Genomic DNA, 23,603 nt, shown 5'->3' with positions numbered 1-23,603 from the left:
TTTAAATATTTATTTGGCAAAAAAAGACCTGTTTTACAACATTAAATTAATTCTTTCTTAATATTTGCTTAAGATGTCCCGTTTAAAAAGTTAAAAATTAGAACTTAAATCTACTTAAAAACATGAAATCAAACATAAAAAAAGCCCGCTCACAAAGAAAGCAGGCTTGCAAAAGTTTATAATTTATACTACAAATCCAGATCCGAAATAGTCTCTTTCAATTCTTGAACAATTATTTTAACATCTCTTTCTGTTGTTCTCCAGTTTACAAAAGAAGCCCTGATTCCTTTACGGTTTTGATATATCGTTGGTGTCATAAATACTTTTCCTTTATCATTTAAACGGGTCAAAAACGGACTTACATTTTCCTGATTATGATCTCCTTTTAAGGTAAAACAAACATTATTAAGGCGAATGGGCGCCAGAAGTTCAAAGTTATCATCTTCAATTAATGCATTGGCAAAATGTAATGCTAAAGAAGCACTGTTCTCTACAATATCCTGAAAACCTTCTTTACCGTAAGCTACTAAGGAAAACCAAACCGGCAAAGCCCTTAAGCGGCGTGAATTTTCCGGCAATACATTCAGATAATTAAAGTTTTCTAATGGATTCCCTAAATAGGGTGCGTTCGAATTCTGAAAAGTTTCTGTTTGAAGGTTTACGTGTTTTTCTTTAATCAGATAAAAAGCGCTTTCATAAGGCACATTGAGCCATTTATGACAGTCAATTGTGATACTGTCAGCATTTTCCCAACCTTCAACAAGGTGTTTAAACTTTTCTGAAACAGCAGCAAAACCACCAAAAGCAGCATCAATATGCCACCAGAAATTGTATTTCTCTTTTAGTTTTGAAATGGCTTCAAAATCATCAAAATCGGCTGTATTTACGGTTCCGGCACTCGAAATTAAAATAAAAGGCTTTCCGTTTAAATTTTGAATATTCTTTTCCAGATCATCTATATCAATGGCTTCACGATTGCCTTCAATGGTTTTAAGGGTGGTGTAATTATTACTTCCAATTCCCAACATCGCTAATGTTTTTATTGAAGAAGAATGCGGTGTAGCTGTCAGAATATTGATGGTTTCAATTATTCCGTTTTTTGCAAAATCTTTTCCGGATTGCGCTCCAAACCATTGTCTTGCCACTCCTAAACACGTAAAATTTGACATTGTTGCCCCTGTTACAAAACCACCTAAAAATGATTTTGGCAAATCAAATAGCTGCAATAACAAATTGATGGTTTCAAATTCTATTAAGGCTGAAACTCCTCCTTGTGCTTTTATCGCTTGTGTATTTTGATCATAAACTGATGCTAACCAATCTCCCACAATTGAAGCCGGAGTTGAGCCACCAGTTACGAAACCCAAATATCGTGGTCCGGGCGAAGCAACCATCAATGGTGCCAATCGTTCGTTAAATTCTTTTAAAGCGGCTAATGATCCTAATCCCTCTTCATTTAAATTTCGCGTTGGATCAATTGTATTTTTAGTTGAAGTTGGAACATTGTCGAGATTATTCAAAAAATCAATGCCTTGTTGTTTGGCCTGATTCAGTAAGTTTTCGAGATTATTCAGATCGTGTTGTAGTATTGAATTCATATTATGTTATTTTTAATGCTTAGCTGTATCACTCCTTGTTGCCAAAAATAGCCCACAGATCATGCAGATTGAGCAGATTGATGTTGATTTTATTAAAGTGAGGTGGCTTTATTTTGAAAAATTACTTTTTACCACTTGGTTTTTTCAGAGAACCGCGAGACCATCATAGAACAAATCACATCTCCGTTGGCATTTAATAAAGTGGCAATCGGATCAACCAAAGTTCCTAAAATCATAGCAACTGGAAGCGCTTGTTCCATTGGAAACCCATAAACGGTAATGGCCAGAACTTCTCCAATATAACCTCCATTTGGAATTCCGCCTTCGACAATCGAAACGATTATGGTAATTCCTAATGCCAGAAGTATGGTCGACGGTGAAGTAAAATCTTTACCAAACATAGCAAAAAGAAAGGTGATTTTTAGAATAGAAGACATACTCGAACCGTCTTTATGTAAAGGAGCCCCTAACGGAATAACCAGATTACGGACATGTTTAGGGATTCCGATTTTTTCTGCTGCGTCTAAATTTGCCGGAATGGTTGCGATACTGCTGCAGGTTCCGATCGCCGTTAATGAAGGTGTAATATTGTTGCTCCAGAAAACTTTAAAAGCTCCTTTACCTCCGGCCAATAAAGCATATAAACTAAAAAAGACAAAAAAGTAAAAGATACAAGCTACATAATAAACACCTAATGGTTTGGCATAAACCCCAAATAATTGTGGTCCGTAATAACTAACCTGATAAGCAAAATAAGCTCCTAACCCTATTGGCGCCAATTTCATAATCATAGTCAAAAGCTGTTTCATAACCTCGTTTCCTGAATCCAGAAAACTTTTGAAAGCATTCCCTTTTTCTCCTGATTGCAAAGTTGCAAATCCTATTAAAAATGAAAAGATTATAAGCGCCAGCATACTTTTTCGGGATAACAATTCATAAAAATCATTCGTCGTAAGCAGTTGTGCTATTTGATCACCAACACTTCCGGACTGGATATGCTCCAGCGGAAGTTTAGTAATTATAATATTTTCGTGAATGGGAAAAAGATAAACCGCTATGATCATTACAATTGCCGAAATCAAAAGTGTCCCTAAGAAAACTGCTATCATAATAACAAATAACCTCCCTAACTTTTCTGTTTTTTCCAGATTGGCAATAGAAGAAGTAATGGTAAAAAAAACAAGCGGAATAATCGCTGTAAAAAGCAAGTTCAGGAATATATCTCCAACTGGCTTTATAACGGCAACTTTTTCTTTAAAAACTAAACCCAAAATGCTTCCAATTATAATTCCTCCCAGAAGTAATAAAACACTGCTGTAACTTTTTAGAAAATTGATTTTTTTAACCTCCATAATTTAGTCGTATTACAATTTGGAAATAGAAACGTGAAATAAAAATCAATTAAATTACTCAAAAAAAGAGTACTGAATTATTTTTTTTATGCCACTGATTGAAAGGATTTCAAATGATTTTGTAATCTATACCAATCAAATGTGCCGTTAGGCAAAAAATGTTGGTAGAAATCATGAATTAAAATAAATTAGCGTGCCGTAGGTACGCAATATTTACCGTTTTGTTGCGTACCTACGGCACGCCAACACATATCGAATTTAATGGCTACCAACATTTTGTGCCTAACGGCACATTTTAATCCTTGATTCGCAGAATCATTATTTTTCTAAAACCAAAGTAGTAAAAGCCCTGTCTGCCAATTCTCCGGTTTTGCTTTTTACTTTCTCCGTCAACGTTTCTTTGTTGATAATTTTAAAAGAAGTTTTCTCCATTAGTTTTTCGGCTTTTTCAGTACTGTAAAGTTCAAACTCAAATTGAGTAAAAGGAAGCTGTTTCATGAAACTTTCTTCGGCAAAAGTAATACACAAAATTCCTTTTGGCTGTAAAACCCTGTAGATTTCCGAAAGCAATTTTTCAGGTTCCTGCCAGAAATAAATCGTGTTTACTGTAAATACTTCATTAAATATATTATCCTCAAACGGAATTGTGTTTCCGTCATAAATAGAAAAGAAGGCTTGTTTTTGAGAAACATAATTCCTGTTGGTCCGGCGCGCTTCCTGAAACATTAGTTCCGACATTTCGAGTCCGTAATATTTAATGTTTTCAGCTTGTTCAAAAATGAATGCTACATGTCCCGCATTTCCATGACCCAATTCGAGAATTGTATCTCCTGATGCTATATGTAGATTTTGAACCGAATGGCGCGTCATGTTGATGTTGGTTTCATTCATCATGTTCCCCATTTCTATTCCTTTTTCACCTGTTGGATGTTTAAGCTGAGAAGCTATTGCCTGTAATTCTTCTTGTTTCATGATGATAAATTTAAATAAAATTCCAATCCTTTATCTTTCTGAATGCCTTAACTTAACTCCTGATGCCCTAGCCCAGATGGGAGCGGCATCCTTTTGTGGCGGGGTTCGCCACAAAAGATATAGCGGACAGCTGGAAATAGCTCCTAAAAACTTTTATTCTCTTACTACTAAGAAATTAAAATTTACTCTTAATAATAATTTCTTAAGGGTGAAAAAAATTAAAAAAGATGGCTCGCAATCTGACGAATATTCTCTGATTTCCCCATAGAATAATAATGCAATACAGGAACTCCGGCAGCTTTTAATTCTAATGACTGTTGAATGGCCCATTCGATACCTACTTGTCTGATTTCAGCATTGTTCTTGCATTGATCTACGGCATGAATTAAATCTTCGGGTAAATCGATACGGAAAATTTGAGGTAAAACCTGTAAATGCCTTTGAACAGCGATTGGTTTGATTCCCGGAATAATCGGAATTGTGATGCCCATTTCCCTAGCTTTTTCTACAAATGTAAAATATTTTGAGTTGTCGAAAAACATTTGTGTTACCACATAATCAGCTCCTGCATCTACTTTTTCTTTCAGTCTTTTTAAGTCCGATTGTAACGATGGAGATTCTAAGTGCTTTTCCGGATAACCTGCAACTCCAATACAGAAATTGGCTCTGTTATCGGCATCCATCACTTCATGAAGGTATTTTCCCTGGTTTAATAAACTAATTTGCTTTACCAAATCAATTGCATAATCGTTTCCTCCGGCTTTCGGGATAAAATATTGCTCGTCTTTCATGGCATCACCACGTAAAGCCATCACATTGTCGATTCCAAGATAGTTACAATCTACCAAAAGATATTCAGTTTCTTCTTTGGTAAATCCTCCGCAAAGTACGTGAGGAACTGTATCTACATTGTATTTATGTTTTATAGAAGCGCAAATTCCAAGCGTTCCCGGACGCATACGGGTTAGTTTTTTATCTAAAAGTCCGTTGCCTTTATCAATATAAATATACTCCTCGCGAGAAGTCGTTACATCAATAAATGGTGGTTTAAACTCCATTAACGGATCGATATTATCGTATAATTCCTGAATGCTTTTCCCCTTTTGAGGCGGAATAATTTCAAATGAGAATAATGTTTTTCCTTTGGCGTTTTCTATATGTTGTGTTACTTTCATTTTTTATTTTTGGTTTCAAGTTTTTTTAAGTTTCAGGTTTCAAGTTATGCGTGAACTTGAAACCTGAAACCTGAAACTTTTTTTTAGTCTGCTATATTAGGGTTTAACCATTTCATGGCGTAATCTGTTGGTACATTGCGTCGTTTGGCGTAATCGACCACCTGATCTTCTTTTATTTTTCCGAGTCCGAAATATTTACTTTTTGGATTTCCAAAGTAATATCCTGAAACAGATGATGCCGGCCACATCGCCATACTTTCTGTCAGCGTTACTCCAATTTCATCGGCTACATTTAAGAGTTTCCAGATGGTTGGTTTCTCTAAGTGATCCGGACAAGCAGGATATCCCGGCGCAGGACGAATCCCTTTGTAATTTTCTTCGATCAGATCTTCTGTCGAAAGTGATTCCTGAGGATCATAACCCCAGAAATCCTGACGTACTTTTTCGTGCAGGTATTCGGCGAAAGCCTCAGCAAAACGATCGGCTAATGCTTTTACCATAATCGAATTGTAATCATCCAGATCTTTTTCGAATTCGGCTGCCCATTCGTCTACACCAAAACCTGTTGTTACACAAAATGCTCCCATATAATCTGTAATTCCGCTGTCTTTTGGCAAGATAAAATCAGACAAAGCAATGTTTGGTGCTCCTTTTGTTTTTTGTGATTGCTGACGAAGTGTTAGGAATTTCTCCAACACTTTTCCGTTTTCATCTCGCAATTCGATATCGTCATCATCAATTTGGTTGGCAGGGAAAATTCCGTAGATTCCTTTTGCCGTTAGTTTTTTCTCTGACAGAATAACTTTCAGCATTTCCTGAGCATCTGCAAAAACCGACGTTGCCTGTTCTCCCACAACCTCATCCGTCAAAATCGCGGGATATTTCCCGAACAATTCCCACGTTCTGAAAAACGGCGTCCAGTCGATATACGGGACCAAAACATCAAGATCTACTTCGATGATTTGTTTTCCAATTACTTTTGGTTTGGTTGGCGTGTATTCGTCCCAATCCAATTGTAATTTGTTTTTACGTGCTTGCTCAATCGTCAGGAAGTTTTTATCTCTCGAACGATTCAAAAACGTTTCTCTAAACGCATCGTATTCTGCACGAATATCGCTTGCATATATTTTTCTGTTATGATCTAAAAGGTTTCCTGCAACGGTTACAGCTCTTGAAGCATCGTTTACATGAATTACAGTTTCTCTATATTGCGGAGCGATTTTCACGGCCGTATGCGCGCGCGAAGTGGTTGCTCCACCAATCATAATCGGAATTTTGATTCCTTGTTTGTCTAATTCTTTGGCCAGATACACCATTTCGTCAAGCGAAGGTGTGATCAGTCCGCTTAAACCAATAATGTCAACATTATGTTCAATCGCCGCGGCAATAATTTTTTCCGGAGGCACCATAACACCCAGATCTACAATCTCATAGTTGTTACACGCCAATACTACCGAAACAATATTTTTACCAATATCGTGAACGTCACCTTTTACGGTTGCCATCAATATTTTTCCGTTTCCTTGTTTGTCTCCGGCTTGTTTGCTTGCTTCAATATAAGGCAATAAATACGCAACGGCTTTTTTCATTACACGTGCCGATTTTACTACCTGAGGCAGGAACATTTTTCCGCTTCCGAATAAATCTCCAACCACATTCATTCCTGTCATCAAATTGATTTCGATAACTTCAATAGGTTTTGTTGCCGCTAAACGCGCTTCTTCAACATCTTCTTCAATAAAAGCATCAACTCCTTTTACCAATGAATGTGTAATACGTTCCTGAACTGTGCCTAAACGCCATTCCTGAATCGCTTTTTCATCACTTTTTACTTCGCCTTTTACGTTCTCCGCAAAGTCTAAAAGTCGTTCAGTTGCATCGTCACGTCTGTTTAAGATTACATCTTCTACGTGTTCTAATAAATCTTTTGGGATATCATCATAAATCGAAAGCATTTCCGGATTTACGATTCCCATTGTCATTCCGTTCTTGATCGCGTGGTATAAAAACACCGAGTGCATGGCTTCACGAACGTGATCGTTTCCTCTAAAAGAGAACGAAACGTTACTCACACCACCGCTAATATGGGCGTGTGGCAAGTTATCACGAACCCATTTTGTCCCTCTAAAAAAGTCCAAAGCATTCAGGCGATGTTCTTCCATTCCGGTGGCAACGGGGAAAATATTCAAATCGAAAATAATATCCTGTGGAGGAAAACCAACTTTATTAACCAAAATATCATAAGAACGCTGGCAAATTTCAACCCTGCGGTCAAAATTATCGGCCTGACCTACTTCGTCAAAAGCCATGATAATCGCTGCAGCGCCGTATCGTTTGATTAATTTGGCGTGATGAATAAAGGCTTCTTCTCCTTCTTTCAACGAAATCGAGTTTACAACACTTTTTCCTTGTACTACTTTTAGACCTGCTTCAATGATTTCCCATTTCGAACTGTCGATCATAATGGGCACTCTCGAAATATCGGGTTCTGATGCAATTAAATTCAAAAATTTAGTCATTGCCTGAACACCGTCAAGCATTCCCTCATCCATATTAATATCGATGATCTGTGCTCCTCCTTCTACTTGTTGTCTTGCAATATCAAGTGCCTCGTCATACTTCTCTTCCTTGATTAAGCGAAGGAATTTCCTCGAACCTGTTACATTCGTACGCTCGCCAATGTTTACAAAAACACTGGTTGGCGTAATAATCAACGGTTCTAATCCTGCTAATACAAGGTCTCTTCTGTTTTCTGCCATTTTCTTTAAGTTACTGAGTTCCTAAGTTGCTTAGGTTCTGAGTTTTTATTCTATATGTTATAAGGTTTTTAAATACCTTTAATTTTTACAATCCTATTTTGGGCGTGTTTCGCCGCGGCGAACCGGGCTATCCGTTCCTAGTCCCCGCACTTCCTTCGTCAGGCTGTGGGCTAACCGCTTCTATCCCTCACGCAACACTCGGTTTCAAAACAATTTTATATTCTTCACGATTTCAATTATCGTTTATAAAAACTTAAACCAATTATATATTTCGCTCCTACGTTGCTACCAACATGTCGTTCCTACTTTGCTACCAACATGTCGTTCCTACGGAACTTTTTATTCTCAGCAACCTGCAAGGTTTTGAAAACTTTGCGGGAAACGTAAATGTTATGCAAATACCGGCGCCACACGTGGTTTATAATCCTTCGCAACTTCTGCAATTAACCTAATATGATCCGGAGTTGTTCCGCAACAGCCACCAATGATGTTGATTAAATTATCATCTAAATATTCTTTGATGAAGGCCTGGGTTTGTTCCGGTGTTTCATCATATTGTCCGAATGCGTTTGGTAACCCTGCATTTGGGTGTGCCGATACATTAAAACTGGTATGTTGTGCTAATGTTTTAAGGTATGGTTTCAACAAATCGGCTCCAAGAGCGCAATTGAAACCTACGCTTAATAACGGAATATGAGATACTGAAATCAGGAAAGCTTCAACCGTTTGTCCTGAAAGTGTTCTTCCAGAAGCATCGGTAATGGTTCCTGAAACCATGATTGGAATATCAATATTACGTTCGTCTTTTACTTCTTCAATCGCGAAAAGTGCTGCTTTAGCATTTAAGGTATCAAAGATGGTTTCTACTAAAAGTAAATCACATCCGCCATCCATTAACGCCTCTACTTGTTGTTTGTAGGCAATACGTAAATCATCAAAGGTTACGGCTCTGTAACCCGGGTCGTTTACATCCGGTGACATACTTGCGGTTCTGTTTGTTGGCCCGATTGAACCGGCAACAAAACGTGGTTTGTCCGGATTTTTGGCGGTAAACTCATGGGCTACTTCTCTGGCAAGTTTAGCCGATTCGTAATTTAGTTCGTAAACCAAATCTTCCAGGAAATAATCGGCCATACCGATTGTCGTTCCTGAAAAGGTGTTGGTTTCTACGATGTCTGCGCCGGCTTCGTAATAAGCGGCGTGGACATCTCGAATCGCTTGTGGTTGTGTTATGGATAGTAAATCGTTGTTTCCTTTTAAGGGATGCGGAAAGTCTTTGAAACGCTCTCCGCGGAAATCTTCTTCCGAAAAGTTATAGCGTTGCAACATAGTTCCCATTGCTCCGTCAAGGATTAGGATATTTTTTTTTATTGCTTCCTGAATTGTTATTGCCATGACTTATTTGTCTTTTAGCCACTAAGACGCTAAGGCGCTAAGATGCTAAGTTTTTTAATTTTTATATCTTGAATTATACCTAACAGGTTTTTGAAACCTGTTAGGATACGTCATTTTGATTCACAGGAACGATGTTGGCAAAAATGTGCCAATGATTCGCTCATGATACCAAGGTGAATTCGGTAAAATTATATTGTAAGTTGTCAGGAAGAGTTTTGAGAAATACTTTTATGTATTTGTGTTATCTATCTTTGATACTAAGAATAGTATAAAGTAGAATGTAGCACCTTCTTTATGATAAAGGGTTGCTAAGGTTTCATTGGGTCTTTCCCTCCGCCTTTCGTGATAACTTTCAGTAATTTTAAGAACAGTGCAAAGTAAAGACATAACCTGAACAATTGCAAGTGTTTTTTAAAGTTTCTAAGATACTAAGTTGCTAAGGTTCTAAGTTTTATTTTTAAAGATGCTGAGACGCTAAGATACTAAGGTGCTAAGTTTAATGTCAACTTGCTGGCATCACCTATAAATATGCTGAATTTTTATTTTTTCTTACTTGCTTTGGCAAGCGGATTAAATGCTAAGCAAAGCTCCAGCCAAAATGCCAGATCCTTACTTTTTTGCCAGCCATTTTCGGTGACAAAAATGTAGTTTTTCATTGGTCTTTCGGCATTTGGCATTGGTAATATATCGTCTCTTTCTATTGCATTTGTATACGCTTTATCATCGATTCTGCAGAGTAAAAGATTTTCGCCAATTTGTTTGTCTAGCCGAGTTCCGCAACATAATTTGTTATCTACCATAAAAACAAGTCCGCCAAACATTTTCTTTTCGAAAAAATCTACTTCTTTATGTTGGAGGAAGGTTCGGATTCTTTGTGCGTTGTCTTCGTCGAATGCCATTTTTTTGTTTATGAAATAAAGATAGAAATAAAAGAGCTCCAGCGGAGCGTAATATTTATAGCCAATAATTATTTTTCAACCAAAGCTCCAGCGGAGCGATATGTAATTATTGTAATTAATATGTCACCCCGATGGGGTTTCCGTCCAACAAATATCGGTAATTCTATAAATATAACATCCCTCTGGGATTTACATGCTTTATTAAAAAAGCCCAAACCGTAAATGGTTTGGGCTTACTATATAAAAATCTTAGTGCCTTAGAAACTTAGCTTCTTAGCAACTTTAAGAATTAAATTATCGCCTTAACAACCGCTTTTGGAGCTTCTTTACGGGTTCCGTCGAAACCGTCTACACCAGAAACTGTGGTATATTTAAGGACGTATTTTTTACCCGGATTGATAATTCCGTATGCTGCCTGACACATTAAAGTTGCTTCGTGGAAACCACAAAGAATCAACTTTAGTTTTCCAGGATATGTATTGATGTCTCCAATGGCAAAAATTCCGGGAATGTTAGTTTGGTAATCTAATGCATTATTTACTTTAATGGCATTTTTCTCGATTTCTAATCCCCAGTCTCCTATTGGACCTAATTTTGGTGTTAATCCGAAAAGTGGAATGAAGAAATCGGTTTCGATTTTACGGTGTGCTCCGTTTTCTTCGATATCCAAAGATTCAACATGCTCAGCACCATTGATTCCAATTACTTCTGCAGGCGTAATTAATTTAATTTTTCCGGCTGTTTTTAATTCCTGTACTTTTTCTACAGAATCCAAAGCTCCTCTAAATTCGTTTCTACGGTGAATTAAAGTTACTTCTGAAGCTACATTTGCAAGGAAAATACTCCAGTCTAATGCTGAATCTCCTCCTCCTGCAATTACTACTCTTTTATCTCTGAATTTCTCCGGATTTTTGATGAAGTATTTTACTCCTTTATCTTCATAAAACTCGATATCTTCTATAAGTGGCTTACGTGGCTCAAAACTTCCTAAACCTCCTGCAATGGCAATAACCGGTGCGTGAAATTTAGTTCCTTTGTTTGAGGTTACAATGAAACTTCCGTCTTCTTGTTTGTCGATCGTTTCAGCGCGCTCTCCTAATGTATAACCTGGTTCAAATTGTTTAATTTGCTCTTGTAAGTTATCAATTAAATCTCCTGCTAAAACTTCCGGGAAACCAGGAATATCATAAATAGGCTTTTTTGGGTACAATTCTGAAAGTTGTCCTCCTGCTTGTGGCAAAGCATCTAAAATATGACATTTTAATTTTAATAATCCTGCCTCGAAAACGGCAAATAAACCTGTTGGGCCTGCTCCAATTATAAGTATATCTGTTTTAATCATTATGTTGTTGTTTATAATCATTCTTAATAATGCAAAGAAACGAATAATTTATTCTAATTTCAATGATTTTTATCATTCATTTCTTTTGAAATTTTTACTCTTTATTTTTTAATGAAGCGGTAATCTCGTTCATCTTTTTCACCTTATCTTCAAAATTGCCTTTCAGCGTCTTTCGATATTCATTGAGGTTTTCGACCATTTTATTGATATCATCCGGAATTACTTCTTCAAAAAACTCTCTTAGCCTTTTGGCTGTTGTTGGAGATTTTCCGTTGGTCGAAATGGCAATTTTCACATTTCCTTTTGTTACAATTCCGCCTAAATAGTAATCACATAAATCCGGTGTATCGGCAATATTGCAGATCAAATAACGCTTTCTGGACAAATCGTATACCTTTTTATTGACTTTTAAATCATCGGTACAAGCGATAACCATGTGGCGCTTTTTGAGCATTTTCTTTTTAAACTTCGATTTTGTTAAGGTAATCGAAGGATGATTTTCAGCCAAAACCTTAATTTCTAAATGAAAGTTTGGTGCTACAACCTCAACATTTGCATTAGGGCTCGACTTCAGTAAAAAAGAGAGCTTTTCTAATCCTACATTTCCCCCTCCTACAATCAAAACATTCAGATTGTGAAGTTTTAAGAAAACCGGATATAATTCATTCTGTTCCATCTTATTTTATTTTCATCTAACCAAAATTAGATGATTTTTTTGAATCGTATAAACAATCAGGTTCCCAACGGAACATTTTTACTGGAATATTTTTTTTCTACCTGTTCCTGACGGAACACAATTCTAATGAATTATTTCTTTGGATAGAAATTCCTCGTAAAACCCTTTTAATTTGTTGCTTTCTCGCACAACATTTCCCAGAACAATAATCGCTGGTGAACTCAATTTTTGTTGTTTCACAATTTCAAGAATCGAATCTACTGTTCCAACTCCTACTTTTTCTTCCGCTGTTGTTCCGTTTTGAATGATTGCTACAGGCAAATCTCCTTTATCTTCTTTTTGAAACAAATCGATAATTTGGGGTAATTTGTGCATTCCCATCAAAATGACTACTGTTGCAGATGATTGTGCAGCCAAGGCCACATCTGAAGATAATTTCCTGTCAGAAGTGGTTCCTGTAATCGCCCAAAAACTTTCTGAAACACCTCTTTTGGTAATCGAAATTCCCTGACTCGCCGGAACCGCCACTACCGAAGATATTCCCGGAACTACAACTGTCGGGATTCCGAAACTTTCGACAAATTCGATCTCTTCGCTTCCACGTCCAAAAATGAAAGGATCTCCACCTTTTAAACGCACTACATTTCCATACGTTAAGGCATTATCAACAATTAGCTGATTGATCTGATCCTGCGTATAAGCGTGATTTCCTATTTTTTTTCCAACAAAAATTCTGATCGCATCTTTAGGAGCATGTGCTAATATTTCATCATTGGCCAATGCATCATACAAAACCACATTCGCTTCAGCAAGGGCTTTTACGGCTTTCAGCGTAAGCAAATCCGGATCTCCGGGGCCAGCGCCAACTAAAGTTACTTTTGGTTTGATATTAAGCATCTGCCAGTTCTTGAGCTCTGTATTTTTCGATGGTATCAAAAAATGAAATTCCTTGTTGAATGTATGCTTTCGCAAATACTTCCGTAGGTTCATTTTGATTGATTTGATATACCAATTCTCTAAATGATGTTGGTAATTGAATTTTATCAGTTGCGATAAAAACAGTATCAAATAAATCAACAATTCCTGCGTGGTTATTAGTTTTTTCATTTTCTGAAAGCAACAATGCTTTTGCACCATTTACAAATCCAGCGTAAGCATGATAAATTGCATCTGACCATTTTCCTTCGTCGAATGATTCCTGAGCGAAAGTCAATTTGTCTTTGGCTTCTAATAATAAGGTCGCTACTAAATCGATCACAACCCCGGCGCATTCTCCTACTCCAACTGCTTTTACGTAGTTATCGGCATTTCCCCAGTCTACAAAATCAGCTTCGGTTAAATTGGTTACATCTGCAAAAGGCTTTAAAATCTCATAGAAATATTTCTCTCCTTTTTGATCGTAATAATTAAGGAATTTTTCTCCGTTAGCATTCGCATCAAAATCATTTAAGATGGTACGCAACGCATCTGGTCCTCTACGGCTTGGAATTTTAATTACTTTATCAGCAAAACGTCCTGAACCGTTTCCTAATCTTCCTCCGCCTAATAAAACCTGCAATGCCGGAGCCACTAATTTTCCTGAATTGATCGACATTCCCTGAAAACCAATTGCAGACATATTATGTTGCCCGCAAGCATTCATACAACCCGAAATTTTAATTTCAATCTCGCGGTTATTTAAATACTGAGGATATTCTGCATTTAAAACTTTTTCTAATTCTTCTGCAATACCGGTACTACTTGCAATCCCCAAATTACAAGTATCTGTACCGGGACATGCCGTAATATCTGCTGTAGAATTATACCCTAAATGAACAAAGTTTAATTTGGCTAATTCCTGATAAAAGAAAGGTAAATTGGCCTCTTTTACGTGACGTATTACAATATTTTGACGCAATGAAAAACGTAGTTCGTTTGCTGCGTAATTTTTAATTAAACCGGCTAATAATCTCGCTTTATCAGTATAAAAATCCCCTAACAAAACTTTGATCCCAATAGCGTAATAACCTGCTTGTTTTTGAGCAATTACGTTTGATTTTTTCCACGCTTCATAAGCTGCAGAATCTTCAATAGTAACGGCTGGAACTTCTAATAATGGTTCCGGAATTGGTCCGTCAAAAGCGGTTGTATCAATTTCGTAAGTTTCAAAAGCGATTGCTTTTTTCTCTTTTTCAACCAAATCAAGGAAAACATCTCTTCCCATTTCTTTGATTAAGAATTTCATACGTGCTTTCATTCTTTTAGCACGTTCGCCGTATCTGTCAAAAATACGGATGATTCCTTCTGCTGTTGGAATAATTTCATTCGCCGGTACAAATTCTGACAGCAATTCAGCATGTGCCGGTTGCGATCCTAAACCTCCTCCAAACATGATTTTGAAACCGCGAACGCCATCAACAATTTTTGGAATAAATCCTAAATCGTGTAAATAACTCAAAGCCGTATCTTCATCAGATGATGAGAACGAAATCTTGAATTTACGTCCCATTTCCTGACAAATAGGGTTTCTTAATAAGTATTGAAATAAGGCGTGTGCATAAGACGAAACATCAAATGGTTCGTTTACATCTACACCTGCTAATTCGCTTCCTGTAATATTTCTTACAGTGTTACCACAAGCTTCACGCAAGGTAACATCGTCTTTTGCTAAATTTGCCCAAAGTTCCGGAGTTCTGTCCAGACTTACATAGTGAATCTGAATATCCTGACGTGTTGTAATGTGCAAACGTCCTGTAGAATATTCATCAGAAACCTTAGTAATACGCACCAATTGTTCGCTCGTTACTTTACCATAAGGCAATTTAATACGAATCATTTGAACGCCTTCCTGACGCTGCCCGTAGATTCCACGCGCTAAACGAAGACTACGAAAACGCTCATCATCAATTTTTCCTCCACGGAATAAATGAATCTTTTTTTCTAAATCGATGATCTCTTTCTGAACAATCGGATTTTCTATTTCTGTTCTAAAACTTTCCATTTCTTTTAGTTTATAGTTTATGGTTGGTTGTTTATGGTTGGTTTTTGGCAGCATAACTATCAACTAAAAACCATAAATTATCAACTATCTAATAAATCCTACTCCTGCTGTTGTGTTCGTTGCCGTATCAATTAAGATAAAAGCTCCGTTTGATTTATTATCGTTGTAAGCATCAAAATATAATGGTTTGCTTAATTTGATACTAACTTCTCCTATTTCGTTTATAGCTAATTGCGAGGCTTCTTTTGTTCCGGAATAATCTGTTGAGATGGTATTTTTGATACTTTCTACTTTTGCCAAAACAGAATTGGTATTGTGCTGTACGATATATTTTGTACCTGCTACCAGTTTTTTACTGTCCATCCAGCAAACTGTTGTATTGATTTCTTTTTCAATTTTTGGAAGCTCAGCTGATTTTACAATCATATCACCTCTTGTAACATTGATATCATTTTCCAATTCGATTGTAATCGATGAACCTGCAACGGCCTCATCAAATTGTTTATCGAAAAAGTGAATTTTTGATACTTTAGATTCTGTTAAAGAAGGTAAAACCGTTACGGCATCTCCAACTTTAATGGAGTTTCCGTATAATTTTCCGGCGTAACCTCTAAAATCATGGTATTCTTCTGTTTTTGGACGAATCACAGTCTGAACCGGGAAACGTGCTTTTCCTGTTTCAAAAACATCCTCAGCGTCTAATCCTTCTAAATGTTCTAAAACAGTTTGCCCGGTGTACCAAGGCATATCTTTTGACTGATCCACCACATTTCCGCCATTAATTGCACTTAACGGAATGTAACTTACATTTTGTTCTTTAAATGTACTTTTAGCATTTAATGCCTGAAAATCGGCTTTGATTTTATTGAATACCTCTTCAGAATAATCAACTAAATCCATTTTGTTAATTGCAACAATTACCTCTTTTACTCTCAATAAATTATTGATAAAAAAGTGACGGTACGTTTGTTCAATAACTCCTTTTCTGGCATCAATTAAAATAATAGAAACCTGTGAAGTCGAGGCTCCTGTAACCATGTTTCTGGTATATTCTACGTGACCCGGAGTATCGGCAATAATGTAACTTTTCTTTGCTGTCGAAAAATAAATATGCGCCACATCAATCGTAATTCCTTGCTCTCTTTCGGCTACTAGTCCATCAGTTGCCAATGAAAAATCAAGATAATCGTACCCTTTTTGTTTACTGCTTTTTTCGATTGCTTCAATTTTGTCAGTTGTCAATGATTTTGTATCGTACAATAATCTTCCAATCAAAGTACTTTTTCCGTCATCTACACTTCCTGCTGTTGCTATTTTTAAAACTTCCATTTCTATATTTTGTTTCAGGTTTTAAAAATTTTGTTTCAAGTTTAATGTTTCAGGTTGTTGAAACGCTGTTACAAAATTTTAACGCTGTATGTTTTTTTGATTTTAATTTTTAATTCTAAATTTTTAACTGAATTAAAAGTATCCCTGTTGTTTTCTTTTCTCCATTGCCGCTTCAGAACGTTTGTCATCGATTCTGGCTCCTCTTTCAGAAATAGTTGATTCTCTGATTTCTCCAACAACTTCCTTAATTGTTGCAGCATAAGATTCAACCGCAGCGGTACAACTCATATCTCCAACGGTTCTGAAACGAACAATTCTTTCTTCGATTTGTTCGTCTTCTTCCTGGTACACATAAGGAGAATGTGACCAGATTAAACCGTCTCTCAAAAAAACTTTTCTTTTATGTGAGAAATAGATCGATGGTATTTCGATGTGCTCTTTTTCGATATAACTCCAAACATCTAATTCTGTCCAGTTTGAAATTGGGAAAACACGAACATTTTGACCATTTTCTATTTTTCCGTTCAAAATATCAAATAACTCAGGACGTTGATTTTTTTCATCCCATTGACCGAAATCATCACGAACTGAAAAAATACGTTCCTTTGCTCTTGCTTTTTCTTCATCACGACGCGCACCACCAATACAAGCATCAAACTTAAATTCTTCGATAGCGTCTAAAAGCGTGATCGTTTGCAAGCTGTTTCTACTGGAATATTTTCCGGTTTCTTCAACCACTTTTCCTTCATCAATAGCATCCTGAACATTACGAACAATTAACTCTAGTCCTAATTCTTCTACCAATTTATCTCTGAAAGCAATGGTTTCAGGGAAATTGTGTCCTGTATCAACATGTAAAAGAGGAAACGGAATCTTAGCAGGAAAAAATGCTTTTTGCGCCAAACGTACTAATGTTATAGAATCTTTTCCTCCAGAAAAAAGTAAAACAGGTTTGTCAAATTGTGAAATTACTTCTCTGAAAATGTATATCGCTTCACTCTCTAAAGCGTTTGTTTTTAATACTGAACTCATTGTTTTTTGTTTGATATTTTTTAGTGTCAGGTTTCAGGTTTTAAGTTTGTGAGTTATTCTAAAACTTTCCACTATTTATTCTGTTCTCTTTGTTCTATTCTCTTGCCTCTTTCTTCTTTACTCTTTCTTCTTTACTCTTTCTTCTTTACTCTTTCTTAGCGCTATGCAAACCGCACTCCTTATGGCTTGATTCCCACCACCATCTTCCGGCTCTTATATCTTCACCAGGAAAAATGGCTCTTGTACATGGTGCACAGCCTATGCTTACGAATCCTTGTTTGTGTAAAGCATTTTGAGGAACATTATTTTCTGATAAATACGTTTCGACTTCTTCTAAAGTCCATTTTAATAACGGATTGAATTTTATGATTTCAAAACCCCCATCGTATTCAAACAATTGTAAATCATTTCTGTTCTCAGATTGTTCCGCTCTTAAACCTGTGATCCAAACTGAGTTTCCCGCCAAAGCTTTTCGCAACGGAACTACTTTTCGAATAAAACAGCACTCTTTTCTGTTTTCTACAGAATCATAGAAGCTGTTTGGTCCTTTTTGTTTTAGTAGATTTTCTACTGATGCTGCTTCCGGAAAGTAAACTTCTATTTGCTTTTTGTATTTCTTTAATGTCTTGTGAAAAACATCATAAGTTTCCTGAAATAATCTTCCGGTATCTAAAGTAAAAATGGTAATATCCTGATTACTTTTTGCAATAAAATCTGTAATTACCTGATCTTCCTGACCAAATGAAGTGGAAAAAATTACTTTTCCCGGATATTCATTTGCCAGAAAAGCCAACGTTTCATCCAATGAAAGATTTTTTGTTTTATCTAATAATGATTGTATAATAATTGCACTCATATTCTCTTTCTTTCCCTTTCTAAAAAATGTATTACAATAATTTAGATAATGTTTTTAAACTCAATAATATAATTAAAACTCCAACGGCAATCATCATTGGTTTTCTTGTGATTTTATTTACCAGATAAGCTCCAATTGGTGCTGCAATTACGCCTCCTAAAATCAAACCTATAATAACCTGCCAACCGTGAATTCCTCCAAAAAGCATAAAAGTTATACCACTTGCAAATGAAATCGCAAACTCAGCTGCATTTACAGATCCAATAGTATATCGGGGATTTCTGCCTCTTCCTAATAATGTTGAAGTCACAATCGGTCCCCAGCCGCCACCTCCAACTGAATCCATAAAACCGCCAAAAGCTGCCAAAACACTTAATTTTTTAGTTTTCTTTTTTACAATAGTTTTTTTCAGTGCTTTTTTGATAATCACAACTGCCAAAATAATCATGTAAACCGCAATAAATGGCTTAATAATATCTCCATTAATGACATCTGATAATAAATAAGCTCCTGTTATGGAACCTAAAACTCCCGGAATCAACAAATGTTTTACCAATTTTTTATTGATGTTTCCAAAACGGTGATGTGAAAGTGCAGATGCACCTGTTGTAAACATTTCTGAAACGTGCACTGCGGTACTACTCACAACCGGAGGTACTCCGTAAGCCAATAAAAATGAAGTAGAAGTCGCTCCGTACCCCATTCCAAGTGTTCCATCAACCAATTGTGCAAAAACTCCAATAGCAAAAAACACTAAAAACTCTTGATTAAATCCTGAAACAAACCCATCTACTGAAAAATCAGCATAGTGATTATAAACCAATGTAGATAATAAACCTACTAATAAAACAACAGGAATTATAACCCATAGTTTTTCTTTTATTAACGCATCTGATTTGATACTTACACTATCTATTTTCAATTCTTCTTCCATATTACTGGCTTGGTTTTGAGCTTCGAAACCTATTACCCTATCGGCTTAATAGATTACTATGCAAAATTAGTACTTATTTCTAAATATCAAAACATTATTTAATTTTTTTACAACGCTAATTCTCTTTTGATTAAGTCAGCAGCAACTTTAAAAAATATAACAAATTAGCTTCTGAAGTTAAAAACTATATTGACCTGTATTTCAACTAGATAAAACATTAAAGATATTCAATTGCAAATATAGCACTTTAAAGTCTACCAAATCTATCGGATTATTATAAAATTGTTCTTATTTTTACAGCAAATTTTTATACATGGATTTTCAGATAGGTCTTGTAATTGCAGGTTTAGTAGTAGGTTTTGTTGTGGGATTGACAGGTGTTGGAGGTGGTTCTTTAATGACACCTATTTTATTATATTTTGGTATTCCCCCGACAACAGCCGTTGGCACCGATTTACTTTATGCAGCGTTTACCAAAATGGGAGGTGTATTTGTACACCATAAAAAAGAGAACATTAATTGGAAAATTACAGGATGGCTTACTCTAGGAAGTGTTCCCGCAGCTCTATTGACTTTATGGATTCTAAACAGCATTAAAACCGATATTTCTACTATAAATGCAGTCATAAAATACAGTTTAGGCTGGGCATTGCTTTTTACTTCAATTGCGATTTTATTCAAAAAGAAGCTGTTAGTATATTCTCAAAAACATGCGGGGGATAAATTTCATAGTGAAAGTCACACGCAAAACATGCTGACGATCGGGATTGGAGTATTATTAGGAGCAACCGTAACATTAACATCTATTGGAGCCGGAGCTTTAGGAACCGTTACCTTATTTTTCTTGTACCCGCTTTTACCAACGCCTCGTTTGGTAGGAACTGAGATTGCCCATGCTGTTCCGTTAACGCTTGTTGCCGGAATAGGACATGCTTCAATGGGAAATTTAGATTTACTTTTATTAGGTCAATTATTAATGGGATCACTTCCGGGGATATTCATAGGAAGTATGTTAAGCGGGAAAGTTCCTGATGCTTTCCTTAGAAATGCTATTGCCGTAATGTTATTTTTAGCAGGATATAAATTGATTTTTTAAATACATAAAGTTCTGGTATAAAAAGAAAGACCATTTCAGATTACTGAAATGGTCTTTCTTTTTATATTTATTTCAACAGAATTAATTAAAATGCAATATCTGCCAGTGAATTACTTTCTAATATTTTAAGTGTATTATCACGAACTTCCATCATCAAACGTCTTGCTGCGCAGGTAGTTTCGTCATCGCAATCATCGCATCTTTCATAAAAATTATGGCTGGCACAAGGCAGCAAAGCAATTGGACCTTCAAGAATGCGGTAGACTTTTGCCATACTAATATCCTTTGGGTCTTTTATCAAATAATAACCTCCGCCTTTTCCTTTTTTGGCTCCCAGGAAACCGGAATTCCTAAGCAATAACAATATACTTTCTAAGAATTTTATCGAAATATGTTCGCTTTTAGCAATTTCGGCAATCTGTACAGGTTCATTATTTTCACGTCTGGCTAAATAAGTTAAAGCTTTAATTCCGTATTTTGTTTTCTTTGAAAGCACTTATATATATTTTAGATTGTAGCATGTCGATTTTAGATTTATTTCTAAAATTACAAACTTCATATTTTTCTGCAACAAAAATAAGCTTTTTGAATGAGAAAAATAACACAATGAAAAAGTAAGTTCTACTAAATTAGTATAGTTTAACTAATTTCCTTAACTCCTATTAGATTAAATTCATGAAACATTTTTAATTCTTCGCCTAAAGCCTTTCTATTCACAACATATGTATCTGATATGGAATCATGCCAACCTCTGCTTCCTAAAAAAGATAAAGCATCAAAAGGAATTAATCGACAAAAGGTTCTTTTTACAATAGTGCCAAAATCTGGCTTTAGACCATTTTCATTTACTACTATCGTGCCTGTAATAAATTTAGCCACTGATCTTCCAAAAATACCTTCAAAGAATATATAATACAATATTGAAGTCCCAACAAAAACTAATTGTCCATCAAGATCACTCATACTTCTCATCCAAATTAAGAATCCTTGCCATCCAAAAATACTAGCCAAAATAGCCAAAACGATGGCCAGAACAAATACTGTTATCAAAATAAATATAATATCCAGAATATAATTAAGAAAACGTTTTCCTCCGGAAACTAGTAATTTGTCGTCAATAATGTAAGTAGAGTTAACCATTTGGTATTATTTTTAAGTTAATTGTTTAATATTTTTTTACAATTTTATTTTAACAAAAATATACTTTTTACTCCAACTACAACAAAAATAATAACGATTTTTAATAGTAATTAAATTACAATCAAAAATCGTTATTTATAGTAAATTTTAAACAAATAAAGAATCTAAAATTCTTAAGAAAGTGCCTGATCTAAATCTGCAATAATATCTTTTACGGTTTCCAGACCTACAGAAACCCGTACTAATCCTTCTGTAATTCCCACAGCCAGTTTTTCTTCAACAGATAATTTGCTATGTGTTGTTGATGCCGGGTGTGTTACAATAGTTTTTACGTCTCCAATATTTGCCGAAAGTGAACATAATTTAATCTTATCCAGGAATTTTCTTCCTGCTTCAATTCCGCCTTTAATTTCAATTGCAATTATATTACCGCCTAAAAGCATTTGTTTTTTAGCAACTTCATATTTTGGATGCGATTTTAAGAACGGATATTTCACGCTCTCTACATTTGGGTGGTTTTCTAAAAACTCAGCTACTTTTAAAGCATTCTCGCAATGTTTATCAACACGAACTGCCAAAGTCTCTAAACTTTTTGACAAAACCCAGGCATTAAATGGCGACATTGCCGGTCCTGTATTTCTTGAAAACAAGTATATTTTACGGATCAATTCAGCTTCTCCAACTGCAACCCCTCCTAAAACACGACCTTGTCCGTCTATAAGTTTTGTCGCTGAGTGAATTACTATATGCGCACCAAATTTAATAGGCTGCTGAATGTAGGGTGTTGCAAAACAGTTGTCGATAATTAAAATCAAATTGTGTTTTTTGGCAATTGCACCCAACAATTCTAAATCAACTACATCTACACCTGGATTTGTAGGTGTTTCAGCGTATAAAATTTTAGTGTTCGGCTTAATAAAACTCTCTATTGTTTCCGGTTTATTAATGTCGAAATACGTTGTTTCAATATTCCATTTTGGAAAATAAGTCATAAACAACGCGTGAGTCGACCCAAAAACACTTCCTGCAGAAACAATATGATCACCTGATTCCAGCAATGCTGCAAAAGTTGAATATATCGCTGCCATTCCGGTTGCAAAAGCATAACCCGCTTCAGCACCTTCCATGGCGCAAACTTTATCTACAAACTCGGTTGTGTTGGGATTGCTAAAACGTGAGTAGATATTACGTACTTTTTCTTCAGTGAAAGACGCTCTCATATCTTCTGCATCGTCAAATACAAAACTTGATGATAAATACAAGGGAGTAGAATGTTCCTGAAATTGCGTTTTTTCTAAATGTGTTCTTATGGCTAAAGTTTCAAAGCCAAATTCTTCTTCGTTCATTGTGTGTTTTGTTTTTTTTGTTTCAAGTTTCAAGTTTCAAGTTTTGCGGTAAGCAAAACTTAAAATCTAAACTAAAACGAGTCAATTTCATTTATACCCGATCTGAGCATTATCTAATTTTCTAATTGACTAATTTCTAATTCTATAATTCTTCGTTGTTTAAAACAACTTTGTATTTGATCGTAGCTGTTGGCTCAACCGTTTTGGCTACTGAACAATATTTCTCAAAAGAAAGCTGTGCCGCTTTTTTTGCTTTTTCAGGATTGATATCTCCCTCTAAATAAAAAACCACATTGATTTCTTTAAATGGTGTTGCTTCTCCAACCTTTACGCGTTCTCCCTCTACCTCAGCATTAAATGCTTTTATTTCCTGACGTTGTTTTTTTAATATTGAAATCATATCAATAGCGCTGCATCCTGCAACTCCCATCAATACTAATTCCATCGGACTTGCACCTAAATCGCTTCCGCCAAATTCGGCTCTGCTATCAACATCAACTACATGACCACGTTCATTTTTGAGTTTAAAATGAAAAGCGTCGTTTACTCTGTTTAAGGTTACTTTCATGTTTTTTTGTTTTTTGTTTATTTTTCGCAATCTTGTCATTTCGAGGAACGAGAAATCGCAATCGATTGTCGACAAGACTGATACTTTACTTTGTAGAGTTTCGTGTGCGATTTCTCCTTACGTCGAAATGACAAACTATACTGAATTTTAGAAA

General features: G+C 35.8%; 20 protein-coding genes and 1 riboswitch. Of the genes, 1 reads left to right on the top strand and 19 read right to left on the bottom strand.

Annotated elements, in window-relative coordinates:
- Positions 1 to 188 precede the first annotated feature (188 nt).
- The 15 genes from ACHRWY_RS07250 to ACHRWY_RS07180 all read right to left on the bottom strand — a co-directional run bounded on the left by ACHRWY_RS07250 (position 189) and on the right by ACHRWY_RS07180 (position 19,299).
- Positions 189 to 1,598 carry a pyridoxal phosphate-dependent decarboxylase family protein gene (locus ACHRWY_RS07250; RefSeq protein WP_395353589.1) on the bottom strand — a complete coding sequence of 470 codons (1,410 nt, stop codon included), beginning with the start codon at positions 1,596 to 1,598 and terminating at the stop codon, positions 189 to 191.
- A 128-nt stretch (positions 1,599 to 1,726) separates the two neighbouring features.
- Positions 1,727 to 2,950, bottom strand: coding sequence for a dicarboxylate/amino acid:cation symporter (locus ACHRWY_RS07245; RefSeq protein ID WP_395353588.1), 1,224 nt, complete (start codon positions 2,948 to 2,950; stop codon positions 1,727 to 1,729).
- Positions 2,951 to 3,268: 318 nt separating this feature from the next.
- The gene (locus ACHRWY_RS07240) at positions 3,269 to 3,922 is read right to left on the bottom strand and encodes a class I SAM-dependent methyltransferase (protein WP_395353587.1); all 654 of its coding nucleotides are present in this window, start codon (positions 3,920 to 3,922) and stop codon (positions 3,269 to 3,271) included.
- A 218-nt stretch (positions 3,923 to 4,140) separates the two neighbouring features.
- On the bottom strand, positions 4,141 to 5,097 hold the full coding sequence (metF, locus tag ACHRWY_RS07235; RefSeq protein WP_395353586.1) for a methylenetetrahydrofolate reductase [NAD(P)H]: 957 nt from the start codon (positions 5,095 to 5,097) through the stop codon (positions 4,141 to 4,143).
- Positions 5,098 to 5,180: 83 nt separating this feature from the next.
- Positions 5,181 to 7,856, bottom strand: a complete 2,676-nt coding sequence (metH, locus tag ACHRWY_RS07230; RefSeq protein ID WP_395353585.1) for a methionine synthase — start codon at positions 7,854 to 7,856, stop codon at positions 5,181 to 5,183.
- A gap of 390 nt (positions 7,857 to 8,246) precedes the next feature.
- Positions 8,247 to 9,251, bottom strand: a complete 1,005-nt coding sequence (locus ACHRWY_RS07225) for a homocysteine S-methyltransferase family protein (protein ID WP_395353584.1) — start codon at positions 9,249 to 9,251, stop codon at positions 8,247 to 8,249.
- A 238-nt stretch (positions 9,252 to 9,489) separates the two neighbouring features.
- Positions 9,490 to 9,603: riboswitch (SAM riboswitch) on the bottom strand.
- Between the two features lie 187 nt (positions 9,604 to 9,790).
- Positions 9,791 to 10,150: a TfoX/Sxy family protein gene (locus ACHRWY_RS07220; RefSeq protein ID WP_395353583.1), complete on the bottom strand. Its 360-nt coding sequence runs from the start codon at positions 10,148 to 10,150 to the stop codon at positions 9,791 to 9,793.
- Between the two features lie 289 nt (positions 10,151 to 10,439).
- Complete coding sequence (locus ACHRWY_RS07215; protein WP_395353582.1) at positions 10,440 to 11,492, bottom strand: NAD(P)/FAD-dependent oxidoreductase; 1,053 nt, start codon at positions 11,490 to 11,492, stop codon at positions 10,440 to 10,442.
- Positions 11,493 to 11,586: 94 nt separating this feature from the next.
- Positions 11,587 to 12,168: a bifunctional precorrin-2 dehydrogenase/sirohydrochlorin ferrochelatase gene (locus tag ACHRWY_RS07210; protein ID WP_395353580.1), complete on the bottom strand. Its 582-nt coding sequence runs from the start codon at positions 12,166 to 12,168 to the stop codon at positions 11,587 to 11,589.
- A 123-nt stretch (positions 12,169 to 12,291) separates the two neighbouring features.
- Positions 12,292 to 13,065, bottom strand: coding sequence for a uroporphyrinogen-III C-methyltransferase (gene cobA, locus ACHRWY_RS07205; RefSeq protein WP_395353579.1), 774 nt, complete (start codon positions 13,063 to 13,065; stop codon positions 12,292 to 12,294).
- Complete coding sequence (locus tag ACHRWY_RS07200; RefSeq protein ID WP_395353578.1) at positions 13,058 to 15,148, bottom strand: nitrite reductase; 2,091 nt, start codon at positions 15,146 to 15,148, stop codon at positions 13,058 to 13,060. The genes cobA and ACHRWY_RS07200 overlap by 8 nt, the downstream gene beginning before the upstream one ends.
- Before the next feature lie 84 nt (positions 15,149 to 15,232).
- Complete coding sequence (locus tag ACHRWY_RS07195) at positions 15,233 to 16,477, bottom strand: sulfate adenylyltransferase subunit 1 (protein ID WP_395353577.1); 1,245 nt, start codon at positions 16,475 to 16,477, stop codon at positions 15,233 to 15,235.
- A gap of 132 nt (positions 16,478 to 16,609) precedes the next feature.
- Positions 16,610 to 17,509 carry a sulfate adenylyltransferase subunit CysD gene (gene cysD, locus ACHRWY_RS07190; protein WP_395353576.1) on the bottom strand — a complete coding sequence of 300 codons (900 nt, stop codon included), beginning with the start codon at positions 17,507 to 17,509 and terminating at the stop codon, positions 16,610 to 16,612.
- A 145-nt stretch (positions 17,510 to 17,654) separates the two neighbouring features.
- Positions 17,655 to 18,365 carry a phosphoadenylyl-sulfate reductase gene (locus tag ACHRWY_RS07185; RefSeq protein WP_395353575.1) on the bottom strand — a complete coding sequence of 237 codons (711 nt, stop codon included), beginning with the start codon at positions 18,363 to 18,365 and terminating at the stop codon, positions 17,655 to 17,657.
- Between the two features lie 31 nt (positions 18,366 to 18,396).
- Complete coding sequence (locus ACHRWY_RS07180; RefSeq protein WP_395353574.1) at positions 18,397 to 19,299, bottom strand: sulfite exporter TauE/SafE family protein; 903 nt, start codon at positions 19,297 to 19,299, stop codon at positions 18,397 to 18,399.
- 313 nt (positions 19,300 to 19,612) lie between these two features.
- Between ACHRWY_RS07180 and ACHRWY_RS07175 the strand changes: the two genes are divergently transcribed.
- Positions 19,613 to 20,395, top strand: a complete 783-nt coding sequence (locus ACHRWY_RS07175) for a sulfite exporter TauE/SafE family protein (RefSeq protein WP_395353573.1) — start codon at positions 19,613 to 19,615, stop codon at positions 20,393 to 20,395.
- An 85-nt stretch (positions 20,396 to 20,480) separates the two neighbouring features.
- Here the strand turns inward: ACHRWY_RS07175 and ACHRWY_RS07170 are convergent, their stop codons facing one another.
- The 4 genes from ACHRWY_RS07170 to ACHRWY_RS07155 form a co-directional block, all read right to left on the bottom strand.
- Positions 20,481 to 20,891 carry an Rrf2 family transcriptional regulator gene (locus tag ACHRWY_RS07170; protein WP_055097114.1) on the bottom strand — a complete coding sequence of 137 codons (411 nt, stop codon included), beginning with the start codon at positions 20,889 to 20,891 and terminating at the stop codon, positions 20,481 to 20,483.
- Positions 20,892 to 21,034: 143 nt separating this feature from the next.
- Positions 21,035 to 21,535 carry an RDD family protein gene (locus tag ACHRWY_RS07165; RefSeq protein ID WP_395353572.1) on the bottom strand — a complete coding sequence of 167 codons (501 nt, stop codon included), beginning with the start codon at positions 21,533 to 21,535 and terminating at the stop codon, positions 21,035 to 21,037.
- A gap of 173 nt (positions 21,536 to 21,708) precedes the next feature.
- Positions 21,709 to 22,881 carry a trans-sulfuration enzyme family protein gene (locus ACHRWY_RS07160; RefSeq protein ID WP_395353571.1) on the bottom strand — a complete coding sequence of 391 codons (1,173 nt, stop codon included), beginning with the start codon at positions 22,879 to 22,881 and terminating at the stop codon, positions 21,709 to 21,711.
- A 142-nt stretch (positions 22,882 to 23,023) separates the two neighbouring features.
- Entirely contained in the window at positions 23,024 to 23,449 is a 426-nt protein-coding gene (locus tag ACHRWY_RS07155; protein WP_072954712.1) for an OsmC family protein, read from the bottom strand.
- Between the last annotated feature and the right edge of the window lie 154 nt (positions 23,450 to 23,603).

It is taken from the genome of Flavobacterium sp. FlaQc-48 (assembly GCF_044007335.1).
In the GTDB taxonomy this organism is placed as follows: domain Bacteria; phylum Bacteroidota; class Bacteroidia; order Flavobacteriales; family Flavobacteriaceae; genus Flavobacterium.
This window is presented reverse-complemented; position numbering and strand designations above follow the sequence as displayed.

Excerpts from the sequence above, each read along its gene's own strand:
- ACHRWY_RS07250 (WP_395353589.1), bottom strand. The coding sequence starts at position 1,598 with ATGAATTCAATACTACAACACGATCTGAATAATCTCGAAAACTTACTG.
- ACHRWY_RS07245 (WP_395353588.1), bottom strand. The coding sequence starts at position 2,950 with ATGGAGGTTAAAAAAATCAATTTTCTAAAAAGTTACAGCAGTGTTTTA.
- ACHRWY_RS07240 (WP_395353587.1), bottom strand. The coding sequence starts at position 3,922 with ATGAAACAAGAAGAATTACAGGCAATAGCTTCTCAGCTTAAACATCCA.
- metF (WP_395353586.1), bottom strand. The coding sequence starts at position 5,097 with ATGAAAGTAACACAACATATAGAAAACGCCAAAGGAAAAACATTATTC.
- metH (WP_395353585.1), bottom strand. The coding sequence starts at position 7,856 with ATGGCAGAAAACAGAAGAGACCTTGTATTAGCAGGATTAGAACCGTTG.
- ACHRWY_RS07225 (WP_395353584.1), bottom strand. The coding sequence starts at position 9,251 with ATGGCAATAACAATTCAGGAAGCAATAAAAAAAAATATCCTAATCCTT.
- ACHRWY_RS07220 (WP_395353583.1), bottom strand. The coding sequence starts at position 10,150 with ATGGCATTCGACGAAGACAACGCACAAAGAATCCGAACCTTCCTCCAA.
- ACHRWY_RS07215 (WP_395353582.1), bottom strand. The coding sequence starts at position 11,492 with ATGATTAAAACAGATATACTTATAATTGGAGCAGGCCCAACAGGTTTA.
- ACHRWY_RS07210 (WP_395353580.1), bottom strand. The coding sequence starts at position 12,168 with ATGGAACAGAATGAATTATATCCGGTTTTCTTAAAACTTCACAATCTG.
- cobA (WP_395353579.1), bottom strand. The coding sequence starts at position 13,065 with ATGCTTAATATCAAACCAAAAGTAACTTTAGTTGGCGCTGGCCCCGGA.
- ACHRWY_RS07200 (WP_395353578.1), bottom strand. The coding sequence starts at position 15,148 with ATGGAAAGTTTTAGAACAGAAATAGAAAATCCGATTGTTCAGAAAGAG.
- ACHRWY_RS07195 (WP_395353577.1), bottom strand. The coding sequence starts at position 16,477 with ATGGAAGTTTTAAAAATAGCAACAGCAGGAAGTGTAGATGACGGAAAA.
- cysD (WP_395353576.1), bottom strand. The coding sequence starts at position 17,509 with ATGAGTTCAGTATTAAAAACAAACGCTTTAGAGAGTGAAGCGATATAC.
- ACHRWY_RS07185 (WP_395353575.1), bottom strand. The coding sequence starts at position 18,365 with ATGAGTGCAATTATTATACAATCATTATTAGATAAAACAAAAAATCTT.
- ACHRWY_RS07180 (WP_395353574.1), bottom strand. The coding sequence starts at position 19,299 with ATGGAAGAAGAATTGAAAATAGATAGTGTAAGTATCAAATCAGATGCG.
- ACHRWY_RS07175 (WP_395353573.1), top strand. The coding sequence starts at position 19,613 with ATGGATTTTCAGATAGGTCTTGTAATTGCAGGTTTAGTAGTAGGTTTT.
- ACHRWY_RS07165 (WP_395353572.1), bottom strand. The coding sequence starts at position 21,535 with ATGGTTAACTCTACTTACATTATTGACGACAAATTACTAGTTTCCGGA.
- ACHRWY_RS07160 (WP_395353571.1), bottom strand. The coding sequence starts at position 22,881 with ATGAACGAAGAAGAATTTGGCTTTGAAACTTTAGCCATAAGAACACAT.
- ACHRWY_RS07155 (WP_072954712.1), bottom strand. The coding sequence starts at position 23,449 with ATGAAAGTAACCTTAAACAGAGTAAACGACGCTTTTCATTTTAAACTC.